24 protein-coding genes, 1 pseudogene and 1 riboswitch are annotated in these 26,015 nt (G+C 66.6%); of the genes and pseudogenes, 8 read left to right on the forward strand and 17 right to left on the reverse strand.

Translation table 11 applies throughout. The annotated features are described in order from the left end of the window. Positions 1 to 201 precede the first annotated feature (201 nt). A complete protein-coding gene (locus tag IAI59_RS22585; RefSeq protein ID WP_207444074.1) occupies positions 202 to 576 on the forward strand; it encodes a hypothetical protein in 375 nt (124 codons plus the stop codon). Positions 577 to 678: 102 nt separating this feature from the next. Continuing rightward, a complete protein-coding gene (locus IAI59_RS22590; RefSeq protein WP_207419988.1) occupies positions 679 to 1,578 on the forward strand; it encodes a LysR family transcriptional regulator in 900 nt (299 codons plus the stop codon). A gap of 17 nt (positions 1,579 to 1,595) precedes the next feature. Here IAI59_RS22590 and IAI59_RS22595 read toward each other — a convergent pair whose 3' ends face one another. From IAI59_RS22595 to IAI59_RS22620, 6 genes are all read right to left on the reverse strand, one after another. Then, on the reverse strand, positions 1,596 to 2,708 hold the full coding sequence (locus IAI59_RS22595; RefSeq protein ID WP_207419989.1) for a YeiH family protein: 1,113 nt from the start codon (positions 2,706 to 2,708) through the stop codon (positions 1,596 to 1,598). A 128-nt stretch (positions 2,709 to 2,836) separates the two neighbouring features. Beyond that, on the reverse strand, positions 2,837 to 3,370 hold the full coding sequence (locus tag IAI59_RS22600; protein ID WP_207444076.1) for a DUF4142 domain-containing protein: 534 nt from the start codon (positions 3,368 to 3,370) through the stop codon (positions 2,837 to 2,839). Between the two features lie 38 nt (positions 3,371 to 3,408). After that, positions 3,409 to 4,470 (reverse strand): molybdopterin-dependent oxidoreductase, encoded by a 1,062-nt coding sequence (locus tag IAI59_RS22605; RefSeq protein ID WP_207420007.1) that lies wholly within the window; start codon positions 4,468 to 4,470, stop codon positions 3,409 to 3,411. Between the two features lie 334 nt (positions 4,471 to 4,804). Then, on the reverse strand, positions 4,805 to 5,608 hold the full coding sequence (locus IAI59_RS22610) for a universal stress protein (RefSeq protein WP_207419990.1): 804 nt from the start codon (positions 5,606 to 5,608) through the stop codon (positions 4,805 to 4,807). Positions 5,609 to 5,647: 39 nt separating this feature from the next. After that, positions 5,648 to 6,037, reverse strand: coding sequence for a c-type cytochrome (locus IAI59_RS22615; RefSeq protein ID WP_207419991.1), 390 nt, complete (start codon positions 6,035 to 6,037; stop codon positions 5,648 to 5,650). A gap of 11 nt (positions 6,038 to 6,048) precedes the next feature. After that, entirely contained in the window at positions 6,049 to 7,254 is a 1,206-nt protein-coding gene (locus tag IAI59_RS22620) for a molybdopterin-dependent oxidoreductase (RefSeq protein WP_207419992.1), read from the reverse strand. A 221-nt stretch (positions 7,255 to 7,475) separates the two neighbouring features. On the opposite strand from IAI59_RS22620, the gene IAI59_RS22625 reads away from it, so the two are divergent. Further along, complete coding sequence (locus IAI59_RS22625; protein ID WP_207419993.1) at positions 7,476 to 8,024, forward strand: hypothetical protein; 549 nt, start codon at positions 7,476 to 7,478, stop codon at positions 8,022 to 8,024. Positions 8,025 to 8,341: 317 nt separating this feature from the next. On the opposite strand, the gene IAI59_RS22630 is transcribed toward IAI59_RS22625, so the two are convergent. The 7 genes from IAI59_RS22630 to IAI59_RS22665 form a co-directional block, all read right to left on the reverse strand. Then, positions 8,342 to 9,331 (reverse strand): YncE family protein, encoded by a 990-nt coding sequence (locus IAI59_RS22630; protein WP_207419994.1) that lies wholly within the window; start codon positions 9,329 to 9,331, stop codon positions 8,342 to 8,344. Between the two features lie 19 nt (positions 9,332 to 9,350). Beyond that, a complete protein-coding gene (locus tag IAI59_RS22635; RefSeq protein ID WP_207419995.1) occupies positions 9,351 to 10,217 on the reverse strand; it encodes an anti-sigma factor family protein in 867 nt (288 codons plus the stop codon). Beyond that, on the reverse strand, positions 10,214 to 10,762 hold the full coding sequence (locus IAI59_RS22640) for an RNA polymerase sigma factor (protein ID WP_207419996.1): 549 nt from the start codon (positions 10,760 to 10,762) through the stop codon (positions 10,214 to 10,216). The genes IAI59_RS22635 and IAI59_RS22640 overlap by 4 nt, the downstream gene beginning before the upstream one ends. Positions 10,763 to 10,770: 8 nt before the next feature. Next, on the reverse strand, positions 10,771 to 11,244 hold the full coding sequence (locus IAI59_RS22645; protein WP_237181082.1) for a nuclear transport factor 2 family protein: 474 nt from the start codon (positions 11,242 to 11,244) through the stop codon (positions 10,771 to 10,773). Positions 11,245 to 11,391: 147 nt separating this feature from the next. Beyond that, on the reverse strand, positions 11,392 to 11,727 hold the full coding sequence (locus tag IAI59_RS23420) for a DDE-type integrase/transposase/recombinase (protein ID WP_207420009.1): 336 nt from the start codon (positions 11,725 to 11,727) through the stop codon (positions 11,392 to 11,394). 401 nt (positions 11,728 to 12,128) lie between these two features. Then, positions 12,129 to 12,590, reverse strand: coding sequence for a helix-turn-helix domain-containing protein (locus IAI59_RS22655; protein ID WP_207419997.1), 462 nt, complete (start codon positions 12,588 to 12,590; stop codon positions 12,129 to 12,131). A 628-nt stretch (positions 12,591 to 13,218) separates the two neighbouring features. Further along, entirely contained in the window at positions 13,219 to 13,848 is a 630-nt protein-coding gene (locus IAI59_RS22665; RefSeq protein WP_207419999.1) for a ParA family protein, read from the reverse strand. 467 nt (positions 13,849 to 14,315) lie between these two features. Here IAI59_RS22665 and IAI59_RS22670 point away from each other — a divergent pair, with 467 nt between their 5' ends. The 5 genes and pseudogenes from IAI59_RS22670 (at position 14,316) to IAI59_RS22690 (ending at position 19,552) form a co-directional block, all read left to right on the forward strand. Next, positions 14,316 to 15,932: a Hachiman antiphage defense system protein HamA gene (locus IAI59_RS22670; protein ID WP_207420000.1), complete on the forward strand. Its 1,617-nt coding sequence runs from the start codon at positions 14,316 to 14,318 to the stop codon at positions 15,930 to 15,932. After that, complete coding sequence (locus IAI59_RS22675) at positions 15,933 to 18,122, forward strand: DEAD/DEAH box helicase (RefSeq protein WP_207420001.1); 2,190 nt, start codon at positions 15,933 to 15,935, stop codon at positions 18,120 to 18,122. Between the two features lie 23 nt (positions 18,123 to 18,145). After that, positions 18,146 to 18,329, forward strand: a pseudogene (locus tag IAI59_RS22680) (IS5/IS1182 family transposase); the annotation flags it as partial. 162 nt (positions 18,330 to 18,491) lie between these two features. After that, the gene (locus IAI59_RS22685) at positions 18,492 to 19,091 is read left to right on the forward strand and encodes an HD domain-containing protein (protein ID WP_237181084.1); all 600 of its coding nucleotides are present in this window, start codon (positions 18,492 to 18,494) and stop codon (positions 19,089 to 19,091) included. 68 nt (positions 19,092 to 19,159) lie between these two features. Then, positions 19,160 to 19,552 (forward strand): hypothetical protein, encoded by a 393-nt coding sequence (locus IAI59_RS22690; RefSeq protein WP_207420002.1) that lies wholly within the window; start codon positions 19,160 to 19,162, stop codon positions 19,550 to 19,552. Positions 19,553 to 19,643: 91 nt separating this feature from the next. Here IAI59_RS22690 and IAI59_RS22695 read toward each other — a convergent pair whose 3' ends face one another. The 4 genes from IAI59_RS22695 to IAI59_RS22710 all read right to left on the reverse strand — a co-directional run bounded on the left by IAI59_RS22695 (position 19,644) and on the right by IAI59_RS22710 (position 25,816). Beyond that, on the reverse strand, positions 19,644 to 20,513 hold the full coding sequence (locus IAI59_RS22695) for a tyrosine-type recombinase/integrase (RefSeq protein ID WP_207420003.1): 870 nt from the start codon (positions 20,511 to 20,513) through the stop codon (positions 19,644 to 19,646). A 267-nt stretch (positions 20,514 to 20,780) separates the two neighbouring features. Further along, the gene (locus IAI59_RS22700; RefSeq protein ID WP_207420004.1) at positions 20,781 to 22,517 is read right to left on the reverse strand and encodes a tyrosine-type recombinase/integrase; all 1,737 of its coding nucleotides are present in this window, start codon (positions 22,515 to 22,517) and stop codon (positions 20,781 to 20,783) included. Between the two features lie 209 nt (positions 22,518 to 22,726). After that, positions 22,727 to 22,903 (reverse strand): helix-turn-helix domain-containing protein, encoded by a 177-nt coding sequence (locus IAI59_RS22705; RefSeq protein WP_207420005.1) that lies wholly within the window; start codon positions 22,901 to 22,903, stop codon positions 22,727 to 22,729. A 1,044-nt stretch (positions 22,904 to 23,947) separates the two neighbouring features. Then, positions 23,948 to 25,816 carry a voltage-gated chloride channel family protein gene (locus IAI59_RS22710; RefSeq protein ID WP_207444078.1) on the reverse strand — a complete coding sequence of 623 codons (1,869 nt, stop codon included), beginning with the start codon at positions 25,814 to 25,816 and terminating at the stop codon, positions 23,948 to 23,950. A 103-nt stretch (positions 25,817 to 25,919) separates the two neighbouring features. Further along, positions 25,920 to 26,002: riboswitch (Fluoride riboswitch) on the reverse strand. Positions 26,003 to 26,015 lie beyond the last annotated feature (13 nt).

Genomic DNA, 26,015 nt, shown 5'->3' on the forward strand with positions numbered 1-26,015 from the left:
TACTCCCCCGCGGTCAAGAACATCTAGGCGGTATGAAAGATGGGGCTCCGGAGCAGAGCAGGTGAGCCGGGTCCTTCGTTGTATGTCCGCTTCTCGGCGTCGTGCCAGGTAAGCGGACTTGCCGCTATCGCCCATTCGTCCTGCCAAGGCGCCCTTCCTCGTGAGCCGCATTCCCGCGGCTCACGAGATGTGCTGTGCAACATGACCGCGCGGGCGTTCCGCTCCCGCCCCCTGGCCAGCCAGAAGGCCGGCTGGTGGGATCCTCACGAGCCCCGAGAGCCCTACCCGCCCGCTCCCATGGCACTGGCCTGCGCGGAGACACAGCAGGCCGAGCAGGCGCGCGCGGCCTTGATGGCAGCTGAAAATGCCCGCCTGTCGGCCGTGCAGACCTCGGCCGAAACCGAGGACGCGCTCCCGCCCGGTCACGGGCGCGAGGACACCTTAGCGTGCTGCACCGCCCGCCACTTCACCGCGACCATCCGCCGTTCCGGCCTGTCGCGGGAGCGTTGGGACATGCTGATGGGCTGGACGGTGGAGAAGCAGAACCGCCGCTGGAGCCGGACCTGTGGGTGGTGATCGTGGACTACCTAGCCGCGGCCTTTCCCGCCCGGCGCAGCAATCCCCGCGCGCGCAACCCCTTCCTGATCGAATGATGCATCCCCCAAGGAAAGCGGTCCCGTGACCCCCGAACAGTTGCGCGTCTTCGTCGCGGTCGCTGAGCGTCAGCACGTGACGCGCGCGGCGGAGGCGCTGCACTTGGCACAATCGGCCGCCAGCGCTGCGATTGCCGCCCTGGAACAGCGCCACGGCGTACCGCTGTTCCACCGGGTCGGGCGGGGGATCGAGCTGACAGAAGAGGGGCACGCCTTCCTGCCGGAGGCGCGTGCCGTGCTGGCCCGTATCGAGGCGGCGGAGCTCGCCCTGGCCGAACTGGGTGGCTTAGTACGCGGCACCCTGCCGATCATGGCGAGCCAGACTGTTTCCGGCTACTGGCTGCCACGCCACCTCGTCGGCTTCCGGCGGGTCTATCCCGGCGTCACCGTACGCCTGTCGATCGGCAACACGGCCCAGGTAGCGGCCGCCGTGCGCGGCGGCACGGCCGAGATCGGCTTCGTGGAGGGCGCCCTCGACGACCCCGAACTGGAAGGCCTCACGGTCGCCACCGACCAGCTCTTGCTGGTGGTCGGCCCGGATCACCCCTGGGTGGAGGCACCGCCCGATACGGTGACGGCCCTGGCTGAGGCCGGGGCCGGAGATTGGGTGCTGCGCGAACTGGGTTCCGGCACCCGTTCCGCCTTCGAGGCGTCGCTGCGCGAGGCGGGGCTGGACCCGGCGGCGCTGGACGTCGCCCTGGAACTACCATCGAACGAGGCAGTGCGGGCAGCGGTGGAGGCAGGCATGGGCGCCACGGTGATCTCCGCCTCCGTTGCGGCCCCCTCGATCGAGGCCGGGCTGCTGCACCACGTGACGCTGCCGATGCCGCAGCGGGCGTTCCGCGCCGTGTGGCACCGGGAGCGGCGCCGTAGCCGAGCCGCTGGGGCGCTGCTCGACCTGATCCATGCCCCGAACCCGCGCTGAGGCACCGGGTCGCCCCGTCACGCCACGCCGAGCAGGCGGATCAGGCCGAGGCTGATCGCCCCGAGCACGACCAGCGACAGCACCACCGCGGCCGTCACCGGCCCGCCGGCGCGTGCCACCACCCGCACGTCCACGCCCAGACCGAGGGCGGCCATCGAGACCACCGTCAGCGCGGTGGCAGCGGTCGCCAGCGGCGGCAGCAGCGCGTCCGGGATGGCACCGAGCGAGCGCAGCGCGATCATCGCGAGGAAACCGAGGATGAACCAGGGCAGCAGCCGATGTAGCGGCAGGCGGCCGGCTTTGGGGCGATCGCCCGCCGTGACGTGCGGGGCGGGCTCGTCCGTCTCCTCCCGCAACCGGGGCGCCAGCAGCGACAGGGTGAGCACCACCGGCCCGAGCATCAGCACGCGCACCAGCTTGACCAGGGTGCCGACCTGTACGGCAATTGCTGCGATCGGCGCGGTGGCGGCCAACACCTGCGGCACGGCGTAGACGGTCAGCCCCGCGAGCACGCCGTACTGATGGCCCGTCAGTCCCAGCAGCGGCGCGAGCAGCGGCAGCCCGAGCACGGCCATCACGCCGAGCACGGCGGTGAAGGCAATGGAGGCCGCCACGTCGTCGCCGTCTGCCCCGATCACGGGCGCCACGGCCGCGATCGCCGAGTTGCCGCAGATGGAGTTGCCGCAGGCCACCAGCAGCGCCATACGCACGGGCAGGCCGAGCAGGCGCCCGATGCCGTAGCTGGCGAGGATGGCGACGGCGACGACGCCGGCGATGCCGAGCAGCATCCACGGTCCGATCGCGAGCACGGTGGCAGCGCTGACGCTGGCGCCGAGCAGGACCACGGCCACCTCGAGCAGGGTCTTGGCCGAGAACTCGATGCCCGGCCTCCAATGCGCCCCGGGTGGCCAAGCGGTGCGAACAGCGGTGCCGATCAGGATCGCCAGCACCAGCGCCTCCAGCCAGGCACGGCCGAAGAGGGCGGCCTCGGCGTGCTCCAGGGCCAGGGCGGCGAGGGTGACCGCGACGCAGAGTGCCACGCCCGGCAAAACCCGTATTGGAAAAGGAGAGTTGGCCGCAGGGACGATAGCCGCCCGGGGCTGTGGTATCGGCGTGATCTTCACGGACATGATCCTTGTGTTGCCCGGAAGATGGCGGAATGGATCGATCGGCTCCAACGCAGCATCGCGTTCAAACCGATCGCTCCCGCGGATGGATGGGCGCGTCACCAACAGATCCAGCGCCTCCGGCGGGCCCGTCAGTGCCCGAGCGCTTCCGCCATCCGGAGATGTTCCCGCAGCACCGGCAACAGGTTCCGTGCCCAGGCCCGGAGCTGCGGGTTGTCGCCGTTCTCGGCATAGCGTTGGAACAGCGAGATCGCATCTCTGTGGGCGGTTAGCTGATCCTCCCGGTACTGCCGGTTGAACTCGTCGCCCATAAGGCCGCGCAACCGCGCCAGCATCGCCTGCCGGCTGCCATCCATCGTTGGTGGGATCGTCGTTCCGCCCGCGTGCCGCCGCACCAGCAGCGTGAGTTCCGCCGACGACTTCTGGTGCGCCTCGTTCATGCGGGCGGCGAAGGCGCGGATCGGCACGTTGCCGCGGATGGCGGCGAGCTCGCTCGATACCGTCTCAAACATGTCGCCGATCGCGGCCTCGCGTACGAAGTCGTCGGTGGACGAGCTTACTCCGACCAGCGCATTCAGGCCGGTCCGTTCCCCGACGGACTGGGCCGATACGGGGGGCGCCATCCCCATCGCCAAGGCGATGGCGGCGATCAGCAGCTTGTTCATGGAGCCTCCGGACCTCGTTGGCATCGGCATCACCGACCTCAGCCCACGGTCACGGAAATGCGGTGCCATGCGGTGCAAAGGTAGCCCGGGAAGTTCCAGATCTCCTCGGCCGTGGCGGGCTGGACCCGGCCGGCACCGTCCACCGCCCGCACGACCAGCTCGTGCTCCCCCCGCGGCAGGTTCAGGGCCGCGTTCCAGAAGGTCCAGCTCCAGGGCGCGTCCGCGTGCTGCTCGACGGTGGCCTGCATCCACTGCCGCCCGCCATCGGCAGAAACCTCGACCCTGGCGATCGGCTGCCCGGTCGCGATGGCGTAGCCCCGGACCCGTGCGTCGCCGGCCGGCAGGCGCGCACCGGCCGAGGGCTCCAGGATAGCGGAGGTGAGCGGCATGTCGTTGATAACCACGCCCCTGCTCAGATCCTCGGTCAGCTTGGTCATATCCGGCGGGAGCATCATGTAGAGCTTGGCCTGGATGTGGTTGTCGGACGGCCTGTCCTGCACGGTGATTGCGGCCAGCCACTTCGGGCTGCGCACACCCGCGTAGCCCGGCGTCACCACCCGCAGGGGGAACCCGTGCCGCGCCGTCAGCGGCTCGCCGTTCATGGTGAAGGCGAGCAGGGTTTCCGGCGACATCGCTTTGGCCAGGGGAATGGACGCCCCGTAGCGGAAGCGCTCGCCCTCCTCCTCGATCTCGTCATGGGAGTCGAACGCGACGTGCAGGTCGGCCCTCTCCCGGGCGCCGGCCGCGCGCAGCACGTCGCCCAGGCTCACCCCACCCCACTCGGCGTTGCTGATCGCCCCGGCCTGCCAGGCGTCGCCGGAGACGTGCTTGACCAAGCCCATGTCGGCGCGCCGGTTTCCGGCGCACTGCAGCACCGCCGTGACGCGCCGCTGCGGAAAGCGGGAGCGCAGGTCGTTCAGGGACAGTTCCTGGGTCGGCAGGCCCTGGCCACCGAGGCGAAGCCTGTAGTCTTCCGCCCGCAGCTCGGGGATCGTGCCGTGGGAGCGGATGTAGAAGTCCCTCTCCGGCGTGATGAAGGCGGCCCGCAGCGCGCTCCCTCGCGGCTCCGCGTTGAGCGGGTAGCCACGATGCACGATCATGTCGGGGGTGGCTCGCGCGTATTGCGCTCGCGCGGGCGGGATGCCCGCCGCGGCGGCCATCAGGGCGGTACCCGTGCCGCGGACCAGCGCACGTCGGTTCATCATGGACTTTGCTCCCTTGGTGGCGGCCGGTTCGGCTCTGCTTCGGATTGAAAGGTCTGGGTCTCGCCCGCCCGATCGGCCACGGCGTTCGCGGCCCGCAAGCTAGGCCTCACCGCGTGGCATAGGGCGCCACCGATCCCAGCGCCGAGGAACACCGCCAGATACCCCAGCATCGCTGACAGCGCCCCTTGCCAGGCGCCAGGCCAGCTGACCCATTCTATCGCGCCTTCCTTCATCGATGCAGGAAAACCGGCAGGGTCGCGTCGCGCAGCACATCCCGCGTCGCGCCGCCGAACAGCCATTCCAATACAGCGGGACGGTCGTAGCTGCCCATCACCAGCGCGTCGGCCCCGATGCGGCCGCAGGCGCCGAGCAGCGCAGCGCCGACCGGCCCGCCGCCCTCCAACGGCAGGACGTTTGCCCCGACGCCGGCCTCACCGAGCCGCTCCGCCGCCTCCGACGCATCCGGCCGGTCGCCCTCCCCGCCGGCGACCAGCACTGTCACCTCGGTCGCGCGCCGCAGCCAGGGCAGGGCGGCGGCGAGGGCGCGCCTCGCCGCGTCCTCCGGTTCCCACGCCAGGGCAAGGTGCGCCAGGGCGGCCGGAGGAGGAGCGTCGGGCACCAGCAGCAGCGGCGGGCCGGCGTGGAAAACGGCCTCGTGCAGGGCATCCTGACCGTCGAGGTTGCGCGGGCGCGCCAGTACGACCAGCGCCGCCCCAGCCGCCGCCGCAGCAACGACCTCCCCAATGGCGCCCGGTCGCTCGCGCCACTCCGCCTCCCCGCCCCCGGGCGATGCGGCGACCCATTCGTCAAAAACGGTGCGCACGGCCGCCGTGCGCGACACGGCCGAACCCTCCCGTGCCTCACGCAGCTCCTGGATAGCCACTTCCTCGGCCGCCGCGATGAGCCGCTCAGGGTCCGCGTTGGGGTGCAGCACGACGAGGCGCGCATCGTCGACCGCAGCCCGGGCGAGTGCGGCGTGCTCAAGACAGGCACGCGCCGTGCCGGGCTCCGGAACGACGGCCAGGATCAACATGGGCACCGCGACGCCTCCATCCCCCTCGTGCCCCGCCATTCAGGGTCGCGGCAGCGACGCGAGGTACTCGGCGATCGGTTCCACGTCGGCCTCCGCGACGGGAGCATGGTAGGCGGTGCGCATCTTGCGGACCTCCTCCTCCCACACGGCCCGGCTGAGGGGGGGCTGGTTCAGCACCATCCCGGCGGAGTGGCAGGATAGGCAGTTGGTGTTCGCCACCTCCGATCCCGACCCCTGGAATTGTCGATCCCCCGCCGGCAGCTCGATGCTGGCATTGTGGAAGGGATAGGCCGCCTCGGCCGCGGCGAAGCGCAGGGCTTCGGGCGTGGGCGGGTAGGGAGCGGGCGGCGCCGGCGGTGACTTGCCGGAGAGAGCGAGGGAAATCCCCGCGACCGCCACCATGCCGTAGCAGAAGTTCTGGAAGGACATGCCCCTGCTCCTCAGCCGATCCGAACCGAGGTGGTCTCGATGCCGTTGCGCATGTAGCCACCCCCGTTCCAGTTGGGCTCGGCCGGCTGGGCCAAACCGTCGTTGTTCGTGCAACGCACCATGATCCGCGCCTCGCCGCGTGCTGTGGGCGTGAAGCCCGCCTCCCAGCGGCGAAAGCCGTACTTGCCCTCGTCCGGGCCGAGGGTTGCGGGCTGCCAGGAGGCACCGCCGTCGGTGGACACGTCCACCGCTCGCACGCCGGTCGAGCCGCCGAAGGCGATGCCGCGCAGCGGCGTGGGCGCCCCCATCGGCAGGCCCGCGCCGTCCCGGAGGTTAGTGACGAAGGAGCGCGGTACCATGCGGTTGATCGGCACCGTCCCGAAGCCGGTTTGGCCCGGGCGCACGTTGGCCCCGGGGGTGTCGGGGATGCGGTAGGCGGTCTTCATCCAGTAGTTCTCATCGGGTCCGTCGAGCACCTCGATGCTGTTGAGCGCCTTGACCCAGTAGGTCGAGAACCAGCCGGGCACGATGAGGCGGATCGGGAAGCCGTGGTTGAGCGTCATCGGCTCGCCGTTCATGAGGTAGGCGATCATCACCTCGCCGTCGCGGGCGTGGTCCAGGGCGAGGGACTTCATGAAGTCCGGACCCTCCTGTACCACCGGCTGGTCGAGCGCCCCAAAGCGCACGACCGTGGCGCCCGCCTGGACGCCGGCACGGTCCAGAACGTCGCGCAGGCGCACACCCACCCACTTGGCGTTGCCCATGGCGCCATTGCCCCACTGGGCGCCGGGCACGCGCGGCTGGAACAGGCCGCGGGAATTGCCCGAGCACTGGTTGACCGCCGCCAGTTCCACCCGCGGCAGGTTGTACAGCTCCCGTAGCGTCAGGGAGAGCGGCGCGTTGACGTGGCCCTTCACCTCCAGGCGGAAGGCGTTCACGTCCACCTCGGTCGGGATCACCGCCCAGTGCCAGCGTACGTAGAAGCGGTTGTTCGGGGTGAAGGTGCCCTCGTCGAACACTTCGAAGGGCGTTTCCAGCAGCGGCGGGCGGGTGCGCTGCAGGATCATCGCGCCCTTCTGCGGGTAGTCCGTGATCAGGGGCCGTACCCCTCCGCCGCCGGGCAGGTTCAGATCCACCTCGGCCGCTCGGGCACCGCTGACCCATGTCGCGGCAAGGGCGGCCGCGCCACCGAGCAGGTGCCTTCTGCTGCTTGTCATCCTTACTTCTCCCCTGCCCTTCGCATCGAGAACCCGGTGACCAAGGTGCGTATTCCTGGATCGACGGTCCAAGTCATGATGGCGATCGGAGTGATCGCTTTGGCTGAACAACGCTCCACCCGTGGGATCGTCATGCATCGCGATGGAACTGATCGGGGCACGGTGTTGGTCACGGCGGCACCCGACCCCGAGCTTAGGCAGGCCGAGGAACAGAGGATTTCATGACTATCGAAGCGCCTGCTGAGCCCCGCACGATCCGCGAGGTGGTCGGTCTGTTCGACACTTACCCCGCGCTGGAGCGGGCTGTTGACGAACTGCTGACCTCGGGCTTCGCGCGATGCGAGCTGAGCCTGTTGGCCGAGGCTGGAGCCGCCTCGGGCAAGACGTCCGTCGAGCTGGCGGACGATCCCGCGGCGCCGCACACGGACCATTTCTGCACCGAGGCGCTGGGCAACGCGGAGGGATCGCTGATCGGCGGCTTCGCGATCATCCCGGCGATGAGCGGGGGTGGGGTTGCGGCGGCAGCGGGCGCCACCACCCTGGCGGCCACCGGTGTCGCTGCCGCCACGGGCGGGTTCGGCGCGGTGCTGGGCACCCTGTTGGCCGTGATGCTGGCCCGCCGCCGCGCGACGGACCAGGCGCAGCAGACAGTCGAGGGCGGGCAGCTGCTCTGGGTCCGTACCCGATCGCCAGAACTGGAGCGGCGTACCCTCGACATTTTGGAGCGGAACGCCGCCCACCACGTCCACGCGCACGACCTGCCGGTCTGACGTGGAGGCGGCCCAGGCGGCCAGTTGGCCACCGGGCCGCCCGCAGTGCGTCCGCATCAGCCGCCCGGCGACAGGGTGCGCGCCACCCGATTGCCAGCGCGGTCCACCACGGCGATCGCGACGGACCAGGCGCAGCAGACAGTCGAGGGCGGGCAGCTGCTCTGGGTCCGTACCCGATCGCCAGAACTGGAGCGGCGTACCCTCGACATTTTGGAGCGGAACGCCGCCCACCACGTCCACGCGCACGACCTGCCGGTCTGACGTGGAGGCGGCCCAGGCGGCCAGTTGGCCACCGGGCCGCCCGCAGTGCGTCCGCATCAGCCGCCCGGCGACAGGGTGCGCGCCACCCGATTGCCAGCGCGGTCCACCACGGCGATGCCGAGGTCACGGTTCAGCACGTAGGCGCGCGCCCCATCGCGCGAGAAGACAATCGCTTGGCGCGGCTCCTGCAGCCCTGTCACCGTTGCCACCACCGCCCGGGTGCCGGTATCGATGACGGAGAGCGAGTTGTCCTGGAGGTTGCCCGAGTAGACGTAGCGCCCGTCCGGCGTCAGGGCGGCGCCGTAAGGGTCGCGGCCCACCGGCACCTCCGCGGCGATCCGCCGGGCGGCCACATCCACCACGGACACGGTGTTCCGCCCGCTGTTGGCAGCGTAGATCGTGCCGCCGTCGGCGGTGACTGAGATGGCGCGCAGCTTGTCAAAGCCGGTGATCTCGCCTGTGATCCGGTTCGTCGCGGTGTCGATCAGGGTGATCTTGTCGCCGAGAAAGTTGGTGACGAAGAGCGTCCCGCCGTCCGGCGAAAGGCGCACGCCTTGGCGCGGCTGGGCGAGACCGGTCACCACCGCCTCCGCCCGCCCGCTGCGCGTATCGAAGACGGAGACGGTGCTGGCGGCCTGATTGTTGACGTAGAGGCGCGCGCCGTCACGCGAGAGGGTCGTGCCGAAGGCGCCGGCACCGGCCGCAAGGGTGTCGACCTGCCGCAGCGTGGCGGTCTCGAAGACGCTTACGCGCCCGGTTCCGCTGTCCGACACGTAGAAACGGGCGCCGTCGGGCGAGAAGACGATGTTGCGCGGCGTGGTAAAGCCCTCCAGCCGCTGCCGCACCCGCCCTGCGGCCATGTCGTAGACGATCACCACCGGGTCGTCGCTGTAGGAGACGACGGCCGTTCCCTCGTCGGGGCTGAGGGCGAGGGAGTTATTTTTGATACTTCCGTCGAAGCCGGCGGCGAGGGCCGGCAGCGCCGCGGCAAGCAGGAAGCCGGCGGCAAGCAGCAGGGCGCGTGGACGCGCGAGGCGAGTGGTCATGGCGGGGTTCCCGTTCGTATCAGAGATTCGGTGCCGGACGCCCGTTCGGGGCAGTCGGGGTGGTCAGGACCTGGCGGTGGACGGCCTCGGCCAATCCCAGCAGCGCCGGGCGGTCGATCCCCTGAGCGAGCACGGCGTAACCGAAGCCGCGATCCACCCACCAGAAGCCGGAAACGCCGCCGGCGGCGTCGTCGGTGAAGCGGAAGGCGGTCTCGCCCTCCTCTGCGCGGTCAGCGCGCAGGTAGAGGGTCAGCCTCGCCCCGGCGGCGTCCTCGTACATGAGCTGGGCGGCAGGGTCGCCGCCAGCACCGGGCAGCAGTCGGCCGCCCATCAGGCGGTAGCCTTGGGCTGCCAGGTTGGGCGTGGAGACGGGACGCGACAGGCGGTTGGAAAGCCAGCGCAGCAGCAGATCCTCCTGCTGCGCCGCGACCTCCACCGGACGCCGCGCGTCTGCCACGAAAACCAGGTGGGCAGCGATCGCCTCGGCCACCATGGGACGAGGCCTGGCTTGGGCCACCACCGGGCGCGGCGCACCGGCGGGGACGAGGCCGTGCCCGGCCCAGCCCAGCCCCGCGCCGAGCATTACCCAGGCAAGGACGGCGGCGGTTCGGCGCCAGCCCTGGGCCCGCGCGTGGTCCTGCTGGGCCTGAATATGCGCCACCCGCAGTCGGGCCGGGATCGGCGCGTCGTGAGAAGGCCGGAGCGCCGCGCGCAGGGCCTCGCGCTCGGCTGCCATGGCACGGCAGCGCGCCGCCGCCTCGGGGTTGGCTTCTAGCCAGGCCTCGATGTCGCGCTGCCGCCCGGAGGGCAGCCGCACGTCGATCCAGGCCTGCAGGTCGTCCTCGGTGACCGGGAAAGACCCAATCGGGGTCGGATCATGCGTCACTTCACCCTCCGCAGAGCCGGACGCGCGGGCGCGTCCTCGCCCTCGATCAGCCGATGCAGCCGCGCCCGTCCCCGGCTCAGCCGCGACATCACCGTGCCCGGCGGCACGCCGAGCAGCCGGGCCGTCTCCTCGTAGGAGAAGTCTTCGACGCCCACGAGGAGCAGTACAACGCGCTGTTCCTCCGGCAGGGCGGCCAGCCCGGCCAGGGCATCGCGCCAGACGAGCAGGCTCTCCGCTGCGGTTCCGGCGGCCTCGTCGGCGAATGCCTCCCCGGTATCCCCCTCCACGGGCACGACCTTGCCGCGGCGTCCTGCGCCGCGACGGCCATTGAGGAACAGGTTGTGCAGGATGGTGAAGAGCCAGGCCCGCAAGTCGCCTTCTGCCCGGCGCAGGTGCCAACGGGATAGGGCTCGCTCCAGGCAGTCCTGCACGAGGTCGTCGGCCGCCGCGCCGTCCCGCAGCAGGGCCCAGGCGAAGCGTCGCAGCGCCGGGATGTGGCGCTCGATGGCGTCGGCCGTATCGGCCGCTCTGCCTCGCCCGAACATGGCCCGGATCAGCCCGGCACGTTCGGATCGACCTGCCAAGTCTCGCTCACCAGCCGGCCCTCGCGGTAGGTCATGACATAACGTACCTTGACGGTCATGCGGCCGGCGAAAGCCACGTCGGCGACCACCGTCTGCCCGCGCGGGTTGGCACTCTCGAGCACCTGACCGACCCGGGTCTGCATGGGCCCCTGCGCCGCGATGAACTTGCCCCAGACTCCGCCGATGGCGGCCTGGCCGGCATAGCGACCATCGAGCGGGCCACCGACCCACTCCATCACGGCGTTGTCGGCGTAGCTGCCCATCACGGCCGCGGTGTCACCCGCCGCGATAGCCGCGATGCGGCGCTGGGCCACGTCCGCGGCAGGGCCGGCCTGGGCGGGACTGGGCAGGGTGGCGCAGCCCGTTCCCAGGACGAGGGCACCCATGGCCAGAAGACCAAGGGAGCGGCGGCGAGGATAGAGCATCGGCAGGATGCCTCGCATCGGAGTTGATGCCGGTAAGACACCGCTCGGGGCCGCTTATTCCCGTGGGTTCCAGAAAATCTCACCGACCTTCAAGGGCCTCGATAGGCGTGGTGGTTCTGTTGCGAAGTCTGCGGCGGGCTGTGAATGGCGCTGGCAGCAGGCAAGTCAGGCAGCAACGCCGAACAGCTCGGCGACGAAGGTCGCCTGCGCCCGGATGTCGCGTCCACCAATCTTCCGTACCTGCTCCTTCCTCACCATCGCCATCACCTCGTAGCCTGCCAGGGTTCGTCGCGCCGTCCAGAAGCTGCCGAAGCCGAACCCCGGTCTGACCAAGCGTTTGATGCGCCGATGGTCTTGTTCCAGCCCTCGCCGCCGGACAGGATGTCGTTCCCGCCCAGGCCATCGATCTCGTCCCCCCCAATCAGCGTATCGGCCCCAGGGGTTCCTACGATCAACGCCATGGACTGCTCCGCATCCTGTTACACGCTGCCTAACCGCGATAAGCGAAGCCTAATCTGAAATTGCATTATGCAGCGATTAGTTCACTCCTGGTGCAATTTATAAGCCAGCATGGCATGCATCTGGCACGATAAGTTTCTATTATCGTGCTATTCTTTGGGAGCAGGGGGGTTGCCGCGATAAGCTGCGCTTTCAGCGCCGCTCTACCTCCGCCCGGTGCATACCGCGGGCGTGGAGGCCCAGCGCGGCGGCTGTGAAGTCGCCGCCCAAGATATCAGGCCCGTTTCACGCCACAGGTGCTGCAGAAGTGCTCGAACGGCTCCTATCGCATCAGAGTGACGCAACGAAGATCGGGGGCGCGTAGGGCGCGGCGGAGGCCGGGCGGCAGGGTCTGGCGGGCTGGCAGGATGTGGAGAGAACCACAACCTCGCCGCGCCGCGCTGTTAGGCTATGTCCAATCCCCATTTCGCCGCCAGGGCCACCTGCTCGGCCGGTGTGAGGGTGCTGCCCTCCCCTCTCCTACCCCTTTCCTGAGCCTTCTTTTTCTCTAAAGAGACTTGGGCTGACCGGCTTTCGGTATCGCTGTGCCAGCGCTCGACGGAGGCGAACAGATAGGCGTTGGTCCACTGGCACCAGCGGGCCGCGCCGCGCAACGTCACCATGATGCCGCGGCGGACGTGGCCCATGATGCCGGCGGCTTCGATGCGGCCGAGGGCGGCTTGCACGGTGGAGCGGGCGCAGCCGGACCACTCTGCCAACTGGCCGATCGACGGGTCGCAGACGCCATGCTTCGAGGGGCCGCGATACAGCAGCGTCCACAGTACCAGGATGCCGGTGCGGCGCAGGGCGCCCCCATGCAGGCCCGGTTGATGGGTCCGCCGCTCCAGCTTGCGTGCAGCCTCCATGATGCGACGTCGATCGATGTCGCCCAGGCGCTGACGCTGCCAAGCGGCAACACGTACAGACCCAGTTCGCGCCGGGTGTGTTGAGACAGGCATACCCATGCTCCTGGGCCGCCAACAGGACGCAGTTTCCCGTTCCGCCAATCTTGCGGCTAAAAGCGCGGACGCCTATCTTCGAGACCTGATGTGATCATTCCGCCCTGGCAGGCGGGATAGACTAATTCGACGGGAAGGGGTTGTTCTGGCGGTTCTGCTGGGGCGGCCCCTTTCTCGTATCAGCCGCCCAGGATGGCGCGGCCCGAAATATGATTCCCGGCCACGCCTCAGATGACAAGCATAATAATTTCAAGTGCTTGCATGCATGCTTTCATGCTTACTTACATGAAAGAAATGGGGAGCTAAGCTCCCATTTTATCTAGGTATTCCCGCAGAGCGATTTCGATGATGTCCTGCTTGGACACTCGGGTCTTATGAGAATATTCACGTAGACGGTCCACGGTACTGGTCTTAACCCGCGAGGTAAGCTGGACCAGGCGTTCGTCTTCGACGTGTCGGGGCGGTTCAGCATGCACATCTCCCTTCCGCACTAATAGGTCGGAGGTAAGGCGAGCAGCTGGCTTCGGCGATTGGCTCACTTGGTCACCCGATCAAGGCGAGTTGCGATATAGGCCCAGAGTTGGTGAATTTCCTCAGCCGCTGGCGATTTGGCATCGACCTCGCACGCGGTTCGGCCGTCGGTCATTGAGGCCGCAAAATCCACTCGGTTATGGACATCGACAGGTGCAAGCGGCCCATGCTGCGAAAGCGCCCGCACAGCATCCACCTTCAGCTTGGAGCGGCTTACGGCCTGATTGACGACGAAGATCATCGGCTTCTTCGCCTTCTCCACGATATCGACGGTAGCACCGACCGCACGAAGATCATGCGGGCTAGGCTTGGCTGGGATCAGGACTAGGTCGGCCTCGCCTACGGTCGCTGCAATGCTCTCAGTTATGGCCGGCGGCGTATCGATCAGACAGAGCGCGATGCCGGCGTCGGCCAGGGCGCTCAGAGTAGCGCGGAGGCCACCCGGCAGGAGGCGGACCAGCACAGGCGTTTCGGCTTCACGTACACCAAACCACCCAGATAGGTTCGCCTGCGGATCCGTATCGATCATTGCGACCGGTCCGACACCTTGCCGCTCCGCTTCGACGGCTAAATGACCAGTCAGGGTGGTCTTGCCAACGCCACCTTTCTGGCTAGCCACTACGATGGTTCTCATTTCGCCTCCATGACCCGGCATGCATGCCAGCATGAAAGTATGCATGCTTTCATCGATGAATGTGAAAGCATAATAGGGCTAGGCGGTAAAGGAGGCTCATTAGCCAATTTGTTTACCAGCAAGTAAGCCAGCATGCCTGCCAGCTTACTTTCTTTCATAATTTCATAGTTACATCATTGATAAAAATGGATATTCCTGACTTTCATCGCTTCCCACCCCCGAGCCCTTGTGCATGAAGAGGATGACCTTGGACATGGGTTGAGAAGACAGGCGGCACCTACTGTGATCTGGCGCCACTAACAGACGTATGCTCTGCTAGGTGAATGATTATACACCATGATGCTTGATTTTTCCTCCGATCATCGCAACGCATACGAGCCGTCCGTATCCCATGTGCGCGGGTTGACGTTCCGTGAGAACGTGCCGGTCATGATCTGACGGCGAACGTGGCGCAGTGAACGATCCGCATGCCTGATCCGCTGATCGGCCCCACCTCCTCCGACGCCGGCGGCATCGCGGCGAGGCGGGGTTTCAGGGTGCAGGACCACGTCGCGGCGCGGCTCGCTCTTGAGATGCTTCAGGATCCGGACATCGAACAGTTGGAGTGCGAGACTGCAGACGACATCATCCTCCGCCGAAGGCACGAGGGCGAGGCTGTCAACGAGTACATCCAAGTGAAAACGACGGAGGCGGACAAGAAGTGGAGCATCACCGAACTTAGCGCCCGCGATAACTCGAGAAAGGGGAGCTCGGTCTGCGAGAAATCGCTGCTCAGCGACCAGTTTGACGGCACAGCTTGGTTTCGCTTCGTCACGACGCGCGCGGTCTCGACCAACCTGTCCCCATTCCTACAGCCGAGGAGCAAGCGGAGTGGGTCGGCGGAACTCGACGCGCTCGTGAGTTCATTCCGGAAGCGCTATCCGGATGTGAAGTCTAAGTCGGGGCTAGGGCTCGGCGAGTGGGCCGAGCGGATGTTTTGGGAAGTGGAGGGCGAAGAGCGATCACTTCTGGCTCGAAATATCAACGAGATGCTCCGCCTCGCTGCCGGTCGTGGCCCCACGCCCGCCTATCAGCTCATGACGGACACCTACGGCACTCTCGTCGACAAGGTCCGATTGATGGGGGACGCATCGACTACCAGCCCGCGCGAGAAAGTATGGACCCGCGCCGAATGTATCGGCTGGTGGGAGGACCGCCTGAGGAGGATGCGCGAGGCGGCCTCCTCCACGGTGAAGGTCTACCAGATCGCGAGCCGGTCACCCTTCTTCTCTGAGCTGGCCCGCATCGACGAGACGTCGATCAGGAGGGCGCTCTACGCGTTTGACGTTGAATACGACGACGGGCAGTGGCGTAGGGGAGAACTGATCGAGCATCTGCTCGACTGGCTGCCCGAGATGACGCTGCCGGCCAGCACGCTCGCCGGCATCAACCATCTGACCGCACGGCAACTTCCGGCCCAGGCGCTCAAGGCGCTGGAGCGTCATGGTGTCGCTGATATCCCGCAGGTCGTCGCCGCGGTAATGCTCCACGCCATCCTGCGCCACCACTTCGAGGCGGAGCCGATCGCCTGCCGGATTTTTTTTCGAGTCTCTGGCGGTGTCCGCGCCACAAGCGCGCACATCGTCCAGTCGGCGGACGCCGAGGAGATTTGGCTTGGGCGCTCGAAGCTGATCACGGCCGCGACGCACCGCGAGGTCGTCGACGAGGTGCTCCGGGAGTTGCAGACGGCCCTCAGCCGAGACGTCCTGGTAGAGGAGCGCGAGATCATCGTACAGCTTCGTGAGCCCCACCACCTCAGGGCCGACCGCCTCGCCCCGGTGCTCGACGCGATGGCGAAGACGTCAGACCTGCTACGCGTGCTGCGGCTTCCCTTGCTGATCGCCTACGATAGCGCCACCCTATCCCCCGGCTTCGCCCCCGACTACGTCGACCACCTGCGCGCCGAGGTCGACGCCGAGTACACCCGCATCAAGTCACAGCTAGGAAGCGAGCTCGAGCGGGTGGAGGTCGCGATGTTCCTCGTGCCGATCGAGTGCGCGGACACGCTGGCCGTTGAGTTCGAAAAGCGGCTGAGGCGCGCGTAGATGGACGCCGAGACTATCCGCAAGCACCTGAGCCATCGGGACGCCTTTATCGAAAACCGCTTCGCCATCCTCAACGCGCTTGTCCGAATGGCGAACGACGAGAGGAACGCGGTGGTCGCCCGCGAACTCGTGATCAGGACGCTTGCTCTAAGAACGGCGCTCGACGCAGGCTACGATGAACTGCTCGACTCGCTCGTACGCCAAGTCGGGCTCTACCCCTACGTCGATCAGAACAGGCCGAGGAGCTTCGAGGATCAGCTCGTTATCGAGGCCCACCGGGTGCCCGGGCTCAAGGGCGATCGGCTCTTCCACAGTCTGCAGCTCTCCGTCTTCCAGGAGCTGGTCGGGGGCCGGAACGTGGTCCTGAGCGCACCAACGAGCGTCGGGAAGAGCCTTGTCATCGACGCGGTTCTTACCACCAAACGTCACAAGCGCGCGGTGATTATCGTCCCGACCATCGCCCTCATCGACGAGACCCGCCGCCGCATCAATTACTCCCTCGGTAAGTCCCACGACATTATCACGCATCCCGGCCAGCGGCGCCTCGACGACGGTCGTCCCACTGTCTACGTCCTCACCCAAGAACGGGCGCTCAGCCGCAAAGACCTCGACGGCGTCGATTTTTTCGTCATCGACGAGTTCTACAAGCTCGACCTGAGGGGCGGCGAGACGGACGAGCGCGCGGTGGACCTGAACCTGTGCTTTCATCGCTTCGCCCGCCAGGGAGCGCAGTTTTACCTCATCGGCCCGAACATCGCCGATGTGCGTGGTCTGGCATCGGAATACCGCCACGTCTTTCTACCCTCGACCTTCTCGACCGTGGCGCTGGACATTGTCCACTTCGACCTGAAGAAGAACGCTCCGGAGAGAGCGGGTAAGCTGGTAGAGCTGTGCCGCGGCTTCACGTCCCCAACGCTGGTCTACTGCCAATCACCTCGCAGTGCTCGCGAGGCGGCGAAGCTGATATACACTGAGTGCGACTTGCCGATGGTCGAGACAACTCGCGACGCCGTCGAGTGGCTTGAGCGAAACTTCCCGTCGGAGTGGGAGGTAATCCAGGCTCTGCGGAGGGGCGTTGGCATCCACCACGGCAACGTGCCCCGGGCGCTACAGCAGTACATGGTGCGTGCGTTCGAGGATGGCCATATCAAGTTCCTGATCTGCACTTCGACGATGATCGAGGGCGTCAACACGGTCGCAGAAAACGTTATTATCTTTGATCGGCGCCGGGGTAACAACAAGACGATCGACGACTTCACCTTCAGGAACATCGCCGGCCGCGCGGGCCGAATGAATCGCTATTTCATCGGAAAGGTCTACGTCCTCGAAGGTGCCGTCGACGAGGGCGACCACGTCGTTGATCTCCCCATCGAAAAGCAGGATGACACAACGCCCCTTTCGCTGCTGCTTGACCTTCCGAACGATAGCCTGACCCGATATTCGCAGGGGCGTCTGACAGAGGTGTTCTCCGGTTCGAAGCTTAGCGAGGCGACGATCAGGCAGAACCGATACGTCCCGATATCCACACAGAACGCGCTCTTCGACGCGATCGACGAGCTGCATAATAGGAATCCGGCCCTGTTCACTTGGCGCGGCATGCCGGACTCTGAACAGCTGCTCGCCGTCTGCGACCTTATCTTCGACCTTGTCGACCAGGGATCGGGCCTGCGCAGGCACGGTATCTTTAAGGGAAGCCAGCTCCAGGCGGTATTAACGGGGTTGATGGCGGCACCCGATTTCGGCAGCTTCATCCGTCGGAGGGTTGACGAGCGCTGGGAGGGCCAGTCGGTCAGCGATGCGGTGGAGCACGCCCTTGCCTTCCTGCGGAACTACGTCGGCTACACTTTCGGCAGGCAGCTGATGGCAGTGAGCCGGATCCAGGCAGACGTGCTTTCCCGCTTCAAGGGTTCCAGACCGGGCGACTACAGCCTGCTGGCCGCACGCGCCGAATCGCTCTTCCTGCCTGCAGGCCTATACGCTTTGGACGAATACGGTGTCCCAGCTGAGGTAGCACTCAAGCTCATGCGCTTGACCGGACCAATCGATGATGTGGACCAAGGCCTGCGCATGCTCGCCTCCGTCGCGCTGGATAAAATCGACCTGATGCCGTTCGAACGCAACATTATCGAGAGTGTGAGACGATCCCTTCCGCCACGCGCGTTCCTATCAGCAGATGATGTGGCCGAGTGAAGATTGATGTCACGTCCAAGTCGGTGAAGCTGCCGTATGCCAAGCACGGCTTCGTGCTGTTGCCAGCGGCGCTGGGTGGTCGAGCGATCATTTGCCAGGACGACACGATTCCGGCAGCTGGTGAAGGACTACGAGCGCTACGCCAGCACCTTGACCGATCTGCACCCCGTCACCTTCGCCTGCCTCAGGCTCAAACATGCTGCTTAACTTGCCGCAGGTCCACAACAACATCTAGTCCGATCCAAGCCGTGAAGTAGGTCAATCTTTTCTCGATCTCCCGCTATCAGCACTGCTCCGCTTGTAACGTAACGCAGCGTATCTCCCCCTCATTCTGCTAACTCTGGCGACTTGTGAAAGGAAGGATCCGAATTGATCACATCGACGCGGGCCACTCCCGCTGCTGCTGTTTCCACATTGTCGGATGCCGCCGCCCTGGCTATCCAGGCGCACCAGGGTCAGGTGCGGAAGGGCACCAGCATCCCCTATGTCAGCCACCTCTTTGCCGTCGCTGGGTTAGTGATGGAGTTCGGCGGCGACGAAGAGCAGGCCTGCGCTGCCCTCCTGCACGACCTGATCGAAGATTGCGGCGCTGAATACGAGGCGGTGATCCTGGAGCGCTTCGGCCCGCGAGTGGCCAGCATTGTCCGCTCCTGCACCGACGCTGACACCCAGCCCAAGCCGCCTTGGCGCGCCCGCAAGGAGGCCTATTTGGCGCATCTGGAAGAGGTCGACGCTGATGCCGCGCTGATCTCGGCCTGCGACAAGCTGCACAATGCCCGGGCGATCGTCGCCGACATCCAAGCGCATGGCGCGGACGCCGTGTTCAGCCGTTTCAAGGGCGGGCGGGACGGCACGCTCTGGTACTACGCCGGCGTCTCTGAAATTCTCTCGCGTCGGCTCGACGGCGCGTTGCCCAAGGCTCTGGCACACGCCGTTGCCGAGCTGCAGGCCGCTGCTGGTGAGGCCTGACGTCGGGGTGGGGATGCCATCCCGCTGGGCTCCTCGTCGTTCCTCGAACCCCTCTGGGAGAGCCATCCATGCCGGCGCTGGCTGATCGCAACACGTTCACCGTGTCGGATGAGGCCGGCACTGATCCGCAATGGACGGTGACGGCCGCGGTGCTGCAGCGCGTCCACCAGCGCCTAAAGCAGGCAGGGGGTACTCTGCCGGTCTGGGCCATCATGGACGAGGACACCTACGAGACCTTCTTCGGCGATGGCTTTTACCTGCACCTGCGCGCGATCGCCTGGAGCGCCAACGACGCGGAGCAGATGCTGCAACAGATGCCGAGCGAGCACATGACGAGTTGGCATCTGCGGTCCTATACCCTCGGCGTGCATAACGATCGGCCGGCGCTGCTACATCCGTGGCCAAAATCGGAAGAATTCTATTTGGCCCAGCTGCTCAGGCTCGTCGCCGAAACGGCCTGACAATCGATGATGCGCGGTGCCCTGCATCATCCCTACAAGATCCTATCGAGGCGGGGCTAGGCCCCGTCCGAGTGTTCTCCCCGATCGCTGGTCACCGGGATGATCGATGCCCCTGGCGCGGCGGCCGCCGCAGGCTTTCCAGCAGCGCTTGGTACTGGGTGAGGGCGGTGCGCGACTGCGCCAGGATGTAATGCCGCTCCGTGGTGGCGTAGCTGGCATGGCCGAGCAACGGCGCCGCCATGCGGACGTGCTCCGGGTCCACCTCGCCGAGAAAGCTCGCCGCGCAATCGCGGAACAGGTGCGGGTTCACTGAGACGCCAAGCCGCTCGCGGGTGTGACTGGTGATCACCTGCCAGGCCCGCAGCTCGGCCAAGGGCCGGCCGGTGTTGCCGATCCACAGGCTGGCCTCCGCCGCGGCGCCGCGGGCCAGGAGCGTCGGCCGATGTACCGCGAGGTAGTGCTCCAGCGCCGGCACCAGGATGGCCGGGAACGGCAGCTCGATCGGCCGGTGGTTCTTGGTCTGCTCGCCGGCGATCAGAATGTCCCAGCGGCCGTCCTGCTGGCGTAGCTGGGTGCCCAACGTCAGCCGCATCAAGTTGCGCCGGCGCAGCGGCCGCAGGGCAAGCAGCGCGATCATCAGCCCATCGCGATGCCGTAGGGCGGCGGTGGTGGCGCCGTTCACCTGGTCGGCCTCGGCCATCAGCGTTTGGCCGAGCTCGAGCAGCTGCCGCGGCGAAACCAGGCGGCCAAGCTTGCGATCGCTCGGCGTCACCCGCTGGCGCGCCTGGCTGTTCAGCCGCTTCAGCCAGCGCCAATCCTGCTCGCCGAACATCACCGCCGCCGCCATGGCCAGGTGCGACAGCAGCGAGGTGACGGTGCGCCAGCTGCGGCCCTCGCGCAGCGCGGCGATAAAGGCCAGCACCTGCGGGCGGCTGAGTCGGGCCGCCGGGTCGGGCTCCATGGGCCCACCTTGGCGGGTGAGGAAGGCCAGCCAAAGCCCATAGGCTCGGATGATGAGCAGGCGGGTGTCAGGGCGCCAGTGAGCGGCCCCACCCGCGTCATCGTCGAGTAGCGACCCTGGGGCGCAGGCGCGCTGCCAGCGGGCCTGATCGGCCGTAGGCCAGTCATCCAGGGTAAGCGCCAGCCGGCGCTGCCGTGGTCCCAGGGCGCTGAGAACCGGCAGGAGGGGCTTGGAGGGCAGGGGGGCGGGCATCCGGGGTGAAGCCCCTCAGCGCCGCGGCCGCAGGGCGCTGGGCCCCGCCTGGCTTAGCGCGAGCAGGGTGTCCTGATAGTGCTCGATCGCCTGGGTGGTCTCCATGCCGGTGTAGAAGCCCATGGTGCTGCTCAGCTGCTTATGCCCCAGCGTCCGCTGCACCAGGCCATGCGCGGCTGGGTTGCGGCGCAGGATCACCATGCCGGCGAGGTGGCGGAACAGATGCGGGTGCATCGCCACGCCGCATCGCTCGGCCAAGGTGCCGGTGATTTGGTGCCGGAGGGCGTCATGGCTTTTGCGGCTACCTACCGTACGGCCGGGGAACAACCAAGCTGAGGCCTGCTCACCGAGCAGCAGGGGGCGATATACCGCCAGGTAGCGATCCAGCATCTGCGCCGTGCTGGCCGGTAGCCGGGCCTCCAGGGGCTGGCCGTTTTTGGTCTCGGTCTCGCCCAGCATCAAGAAACTATCGCCGCCGCGTGGCAGCCGCAGCAGGTGGGTATCCAGGCGCAGCCCGGCCAGGTTGGCCAGGCGCATCGGCACCTTGAGCAGCAGATCGATCAGCAGGGCACTCTGCCATTGCCGGGCCAGGGCGGTGTTGGCGGCGCCGAGCTTGCGGGCGTGTTGCTCGACCTCGCCGCACAGCACCTCGGGCAGGTTCAGCACGCGCTGCAGGGTTTGGTCGTTCTTCAGCGGCAGCAGACGGTCGCGATTGCGCTCAGTCATGCCGCGCTTGTCCGGGGTGACCTTGCTGGCCATGGTCCGCAGCCGGCGCAGGTCGTCCTCCGGCAGCTTGAGGTGATGTCGAGCGATGCCGATCAGCAGGCGGGCGATCTCGGCCACCTGGTGGCGCGGCTTGCTGTCCCCACGCTTGTAGAAGAACGTCAGCCCTTGGAGGGCCCGCGACGAGGTCACGACGCTGCGGAAGTCCAGCATCTCGGCCGGATCCATGCCGGTCAGCACCAAGCTGCCGAGGTAAAGGCGCAACAGGGCACGGCGGTTCTTCAGGGTGGTGGGGCGCAGTGGTTGGGCCAGGGCGGTCTCGTAGTCCAGTTCGTCCAGGCCGCCATCGCTGAGGCGGCCAATCCAGACCTCCACCTCCTGCAGCAAGCTGGCCGGGTAGGTGTCCCAGCTCGGGGTATAATACAGCCGGCGGTCAAGCACCTCGAGGCGGCGCTGCGGCCAGGCGGGGGTGCTGTCGGCGGCGCGGTTCCATTGCACGGCGGTCTCGCGCTGACAGCGCGCCGGCTCGGCCACCAGGCTGCCGGCCTGCAGCGCGGCGCCGAAGGCCAGCAGTACGGCGTCGTCGACCTGCTCGGGTGCGATCCCCTGGCCGGTGCAGTAGCGCGCGAAGCGCCCCATGCGGTAGCGGGTGTCGCGCGAGGTCAGCAGGCCCAGCAAGGCCTCCCAGGCGGGCGAGGCGGGCTGATTGATGCGTGCCGGCACGCTGATCTGCCCGGCCGTCGCCAGGGCGGCGCCGACCAGGCTGCGGATGTTGCGCCAGCGGCTGGGGCGGTGGCCCATCTGGGCGGGGGTCATGCTGCCGAACAGGGCGCGCACCGCCTCGGGCGTGGCGGCGATTGCCTCGAGCCGCTGGCCGCTGGCTTTGGCTAGGCTGTTCAGGGCCGAGGCGAGGTCGCGCTGGCGGCGGAGCGGCAGGGTCGGATTGGCCAGCACGTGCCGGCGAAGCTCGGCCAGGGTGGTAGGGCGAGGGGCAAAAGCGGGTGCGGCAAGCAGCGTTTCAGTGGACATAGGCACCTTCGAGTGGACAGGGTGGGTCAGGAGCGGAAAAACGTGCGTAGCATACACATTTATACATAGGACTAACTTGGGATATGTAGTAACGACCGGAAAATAAGCCGTGGAAATACATGGGCATGACTGGGCAGGGGTGGACTGCACTGCGCTGCCTCGATGAGGCACTGCGATGCGACCGGCGGGGTGGCCAGAAGCGGCCATCCTCAGCGGCGCTGCTGGGCGACGAAGACCTGCAGGTCGCGCTCGGAGATCCGCAGCTGGCGGCCGATCTGATGCGCGTTCAGCCGGCCGTCAGCGATCCAGCGGCGCACGGTCTTGGTGGAGATGGCCAGGTGCTCGGCGACCTGGTCCACGGTCAGCATCGGGCTGCGGCGGGGCATGTCGCCAGCCGGAAACAGCGTTGGCGGAGGCTTGGCCGTCCGCTGCCGGGCAGGCGAGGCAGGCCTGGCGGTGGCCACCGGAACCGACGGCAAGGATACGAAGGGGAGGGAGGGGGAGGTGCGCTGGGCCATAGCTCAACTGTCCCCGCGACGTTCTTAACCGCCAGAGGCAACCAATCTGGAAATTTTTCCAGAGTCTATTGCAAATTCTATTCTAGAAACATCCCTGTTTTATACAGCAAGAAATTAGACCGTATTACGTTCCGAAACCTAATGCAGCACTCTGCTCCGCTACCTGATGCAGCTCTATGTTTCACAACCTGATGCGGCACTGTCTGAAGAAAGGAATGCCGCAAATCTCGACGGTCGTGCTGGACGTATATCTCAAGGGTATGCTGTGAATTTAGACAATCGTATGCCGCACCTCGATATCGATCAGTGCCTAGACGATGAGGGCTTAACAAACAGATTCCATATCTTGCTGCCGAAGTGGACCCATTCCCGTGATATTCCTACCGCTGTCATGCAGACGCTTGAGGTACAAACTTTATGATCAGTCGCGTGGATGATCGGCCCGGTGAATTGCAACTCATCCCTGGCGAAACCTATCGGCGTAGTTCTTTGCATAAGCATTTTGGTGGGCAACAGCATGCACTGACATTTTGCTCGGATCACCTCATGGGGGCTGGTCAATGGCGACGCCGCGGTCGGCGAGCATGAGCTCGAGATCGCGGTAGCTGATGGGAACATCAGGCACCAGCGGACCGCCCAAAGGATCACCTCGGCGGTGAACTGCCGGCCCTTGAATCTCAGATCCGCCCGAACTTCCACCTGCCGTCGTTTTGCCATGCCCTAGATTGGCCCCGATCCCGTCACGCCACAAAAGATGCAACAGAACCGGCGTCAGCTCCCTCAAGCACTTCTGGAGAACTCCATTCTCATCCATGCGGAGCCAGGTTGCCGATGGGGCGACAACAAGCCGAACACGGATCACGGGAAGGCAAGCCGGCTGGGTTTGTCACCGCTTCTTTGTCCTGTCCGCCGTTACTGCGGTGCCAGGAGTTCACCAGGGTTCGCGACGGCCTCCTCTTGTAGGCGGACCGCACCTCCGCCCCCCCCACTGACGTGCCAATGCTCGAGGTGCTTGTAGACGATCACCTTATTCTCGAGCATGGCACCATGGTCGCGGCAAAATCGCTCCAAGGTGTCGCGCGGGCCAATCATCTCGACGCACATGGTGAGTTCTGGGTTGCTGATCTCGGCCATAGGTTCCTGCACTGCGCCGTGATTGCTGAAGCCAAAGTGGGTGTGATGCGCCGTGGCGTTCACCAGCCCCGCCTGCTTCGCCCGCAGCACCAGTTCCCGGAACAGCGGCCTGGACGATAGCGCTCCCCTGATCCCGGCGTGCCGCCGGTACTTCTCGCGGGGTTTCATGTAGATCCAGATCATCCCGATCTCCTTGGAGGTCAGGTCGTGAGCTGTGTGCATAGGGGTGTCGTCCTGGGCTGTTCTGGAGATGGCAGGCGTAAGTTTCGTACCGTCGGCCGCGGCACCCGCGGACGGACTCCGCCACTTCCAGAGCACGGGGTGGAGATCACGGGCGTGCCGGAGGGAGGCATCCGGTGGCAGGCGCGGGATGCGTGTCTTCGGCACGCCGATCCGCTGCGACAGGTAGATGCCGGAATGGCCGGAGCAGAGGTAGGCAACGAAGCAGGCGGTCGCGATGTAGGCGGTGTTGGCGGCGCCAAAGAGCTCGATCCCCATCAGGGTGCAGGCCAGCGGCGTGTTGGCCGCGCCCGCGAACAGCGCGACGAAGCCGAGCGCCGCCATCAGGTCCACCGGCGCGTTAAGCGGGGCCGACAAGGCATTGCCCAGCGCCGCTCCGACGAAGAAGAGCGGCGTCACCTCGCCACCCTTGAACCCTGTCGCCAGCGCCAGGACGGTGAAGGCGATCTTCCACACCCAGGCCCAGCCGTAATGCGCGGGACCGAAGAAGTTCATGATCGAGGCCCCGCCCGGCTCGGGCGAGATGACGCCAAGGCCGATGTAGTCGCGGCTGCCGGTCGCGTAGACGAGCGCGATGATCAGTACGCCGCCGATGGCGGGCCGTAGCCAGGCGACCGGGCACAGCCGCTTTGCCAAGCCGCCAACCCGATGCGCCAGTTCGGAGAAGAGCAGGCTGCACAGGCCGAAGGCGACGCCCGCGACGGCCACCTTAGCCAGCAGGACGGGATCGATGTGGAAGGCCGTGACGCCCGCCTCCGCGTACCCGGCAAAGCCGAGGTGATACGCGATATGTGTCACGCCCCAGGCATGGCAGGTGTAGTCAGCTACGATAGCCGCCAGAACTGCCGGGACGAGCGCGGTGTATTCGACCTGCCCGACGGTCAGCACCTCGAGGGCGAAGACCGCGCCCGCGATGGGCGTGCCGAAGACGGCGCCGAAGCCCGCGGCGATGCCCACCATCAGTAGAATGCGGACCTCGTCGGGCTTCAGGAAGAGCGCTTTGGCAACACCGCCCGCGATGCTACCGCCCACCTGCACGGCCGTACCCTCACGGCCGACGGAGGCGCCGAAGAGGTGACTGACGATCGTGGAGACCAGGATCAGCGGTGCCATGCGCAGTGGCACACCGCCGCCGGGCTGGTGGATCTGCTCGACGATAAGGTTGTTGCCGCCTTCCGCGGGCCGTCCGACCCAATGGTAGACGAGGCCGACGGCGACCCCGGCTAGCGGCAGCGCAAAGAGGAGGGCCGGGTTATCGAAGCGGATTGCTGTGACCCGGTCCAGGGTCCAAAGGAAGGCGGCACAGAGCGTCCCCACGGTGGCGGCTACCGGCAGGATGATGGCGAGCCATTTCGCGGCCAAGCCAAAATGGCGCAGCCGTTCGCCCAGGAAGGCGCTGGGTGTCATGCAAGGAATCCAGAAATGAGGCCGCGCGGACGAGACGCCACGACGGCAGCAGAGTTGGATGGAGCTTGGGACAGCAACTGGACGGATTCCCCCTCACAAGTGGTGTGAAGTAGGAATCATCAGCCGTCGCATAAGGCGGGGCGGTTCGACCGGAGTGGTCAGGCAGAGTCCATTGCCTTAGGGTTCAGAGTTAAGGGGC

The sequence above is a fragment of the Roseomonas haemaphysalidis genome (assembly GCF_017355405.1).
GTDB classification, from domain to species: Bacteria; Pseudomonadota; Alphaproteobacteria; order Acetobacterales; family Acetobacteraceae; genus Pseudoroseomonas; species Pseudoroseomonas haemaphysalidis.

Coding starts and splice junctions, on each gene's coding strand:
- IAI59_RS22695 (WP_207420003.1), bottom strand. CDS start 20,513: ATGGAGCCCGACCCGGCGGCCCGACTCAGCCGCCCGCAGGTGCTGGCC.
- IAI59_RS22625 (WP_207419993.1), top strand. CDS start 7,476: ATGACTATCGAAGCGCCTGCTGAGCCCCGCACGATCCGCGAGGTGGTC.
- IAI59_RS22600 (WP_207444076.1), bottom strand. CDS start 3,370: ATGAACAAGCTGCTGATCGCCGCCATCGCCTTGGCGATGGGGATGGCG.
- IAI59_RS22640 (WP_207419996.1), bottom strand. CDS start 10,762: ATGTTCGGGCGAGGCAGAGCGGCCGATACGGCCGACGCCATCGAGCGC.
- IAI59_RS22675 (WP_207420001.1), top strand. CDS start 15,933: ATGGACGCCGAGACTATCCGCAAGCACCTGAGCCATCGGGACGCCTTT.
- IAI59_RS22645 (WP_237181082.1), bottom strand. CDS start 11,244: ATGCGAGGCATCCTGCCGATGCTCTATCCTCGCCGCCGCTCCCTTGGT.
- IAI59_RS22630 (WP_207419994.1), bottom strand. CDS start 9,331: ATGACCACTCGCCTCGCGCGTCCACGCGCCCTGCTGCTTGCCGCCGGC.
- IAI59_RS22700 (WP_207420004.1), bottom strand. CDS start 22,517: ATGTCCACTGAAACGCTGCTTGCCGCACCCGCTTTTGCCCCTCGCCCT.
- IAI59_RS22655 (WP_207419997.1), bottom strand. CDS start 12,590: ATGGAGGCTGCACGCAAGCTGGAGCGGCGGACCCATCAACCGGGCCTG.
- IAI59_RS22605 (WP_207420007.1), bottom strand. CDS start 4,470: ATGATCGTGCATCGTGGCTACCCGCTCAACGCGGAGCCGCGAGGGAGC.
- IAI59_RS22705 (WP_207420005.1), bottom strand. CDS start 22,903: ATGCCCCGCCGCAGCCCGATGCTGACCGTGGACCAGGTCGCCGAGCAC.
- IAI59_RS22710 (WP_207444078.1), bottom strand. CDS start 25,816: ATGACACCCAGCGCCTTCCTGGGCGAACGGCTGCGCCATTTTGGCTTG.
- IAI59_RS22665 (WP_207419999.1), bottom strand. CDS start 13,848: ATGAGAACCATCGTAGTGGCTAGCCAGAAAGGTGGCGTTGGCAAGACC.
- IAI59_RS22610 (WP_207419990.1), bottom strand. CDS start 5,608: ATGTTGATCCTGGCCGTCGTTCCGGAGCCCGGCACGGCGCGTGCCTGT.
- IAI59_RS22670 (WP_207420000.1), top strand. CDS start 14,316: ATGCCTGATCCGCTGATCGGCCCCACCTCCTCCGACGCCGGCGGCATC.
- IAI59_RS22585 (WP_207444074.1), top strand. CDS start 202: ATGACCGCGCGGGCGTTCCGCTCCCGCCCCCTGGCCAGCCAGAAGGCC.
- IAI59_RS22620 (WP_207419992.1), bottom strand. CDS start 7,254: ATGACAAGCAGCAGAAGGCACCTGCTCGGTGGCGCGGCCGCCCTTGCC.
- IAI59_RS22615 (WP_207419991.1), bottom strand. CDS start 6,037: ATGTCCTTCCAGAACTTCTGCTACGGCATGGTGGCGGTCGCGGGGATT.
- IAI59_RS22690 (WP_207420002.1), top strand. CDS start 19,160: ATGCCGGCGCTGGCTGATCGCAACACGTTCACCGTGTCGGATGAGGCC.
- IAI59_RS22595 (WP_207419989.1), bottom strand. CDS start 2,708: ATGTCCGTGAAGATCACGCCGATACCACAGCCCCGGGCGGCTATCGTC.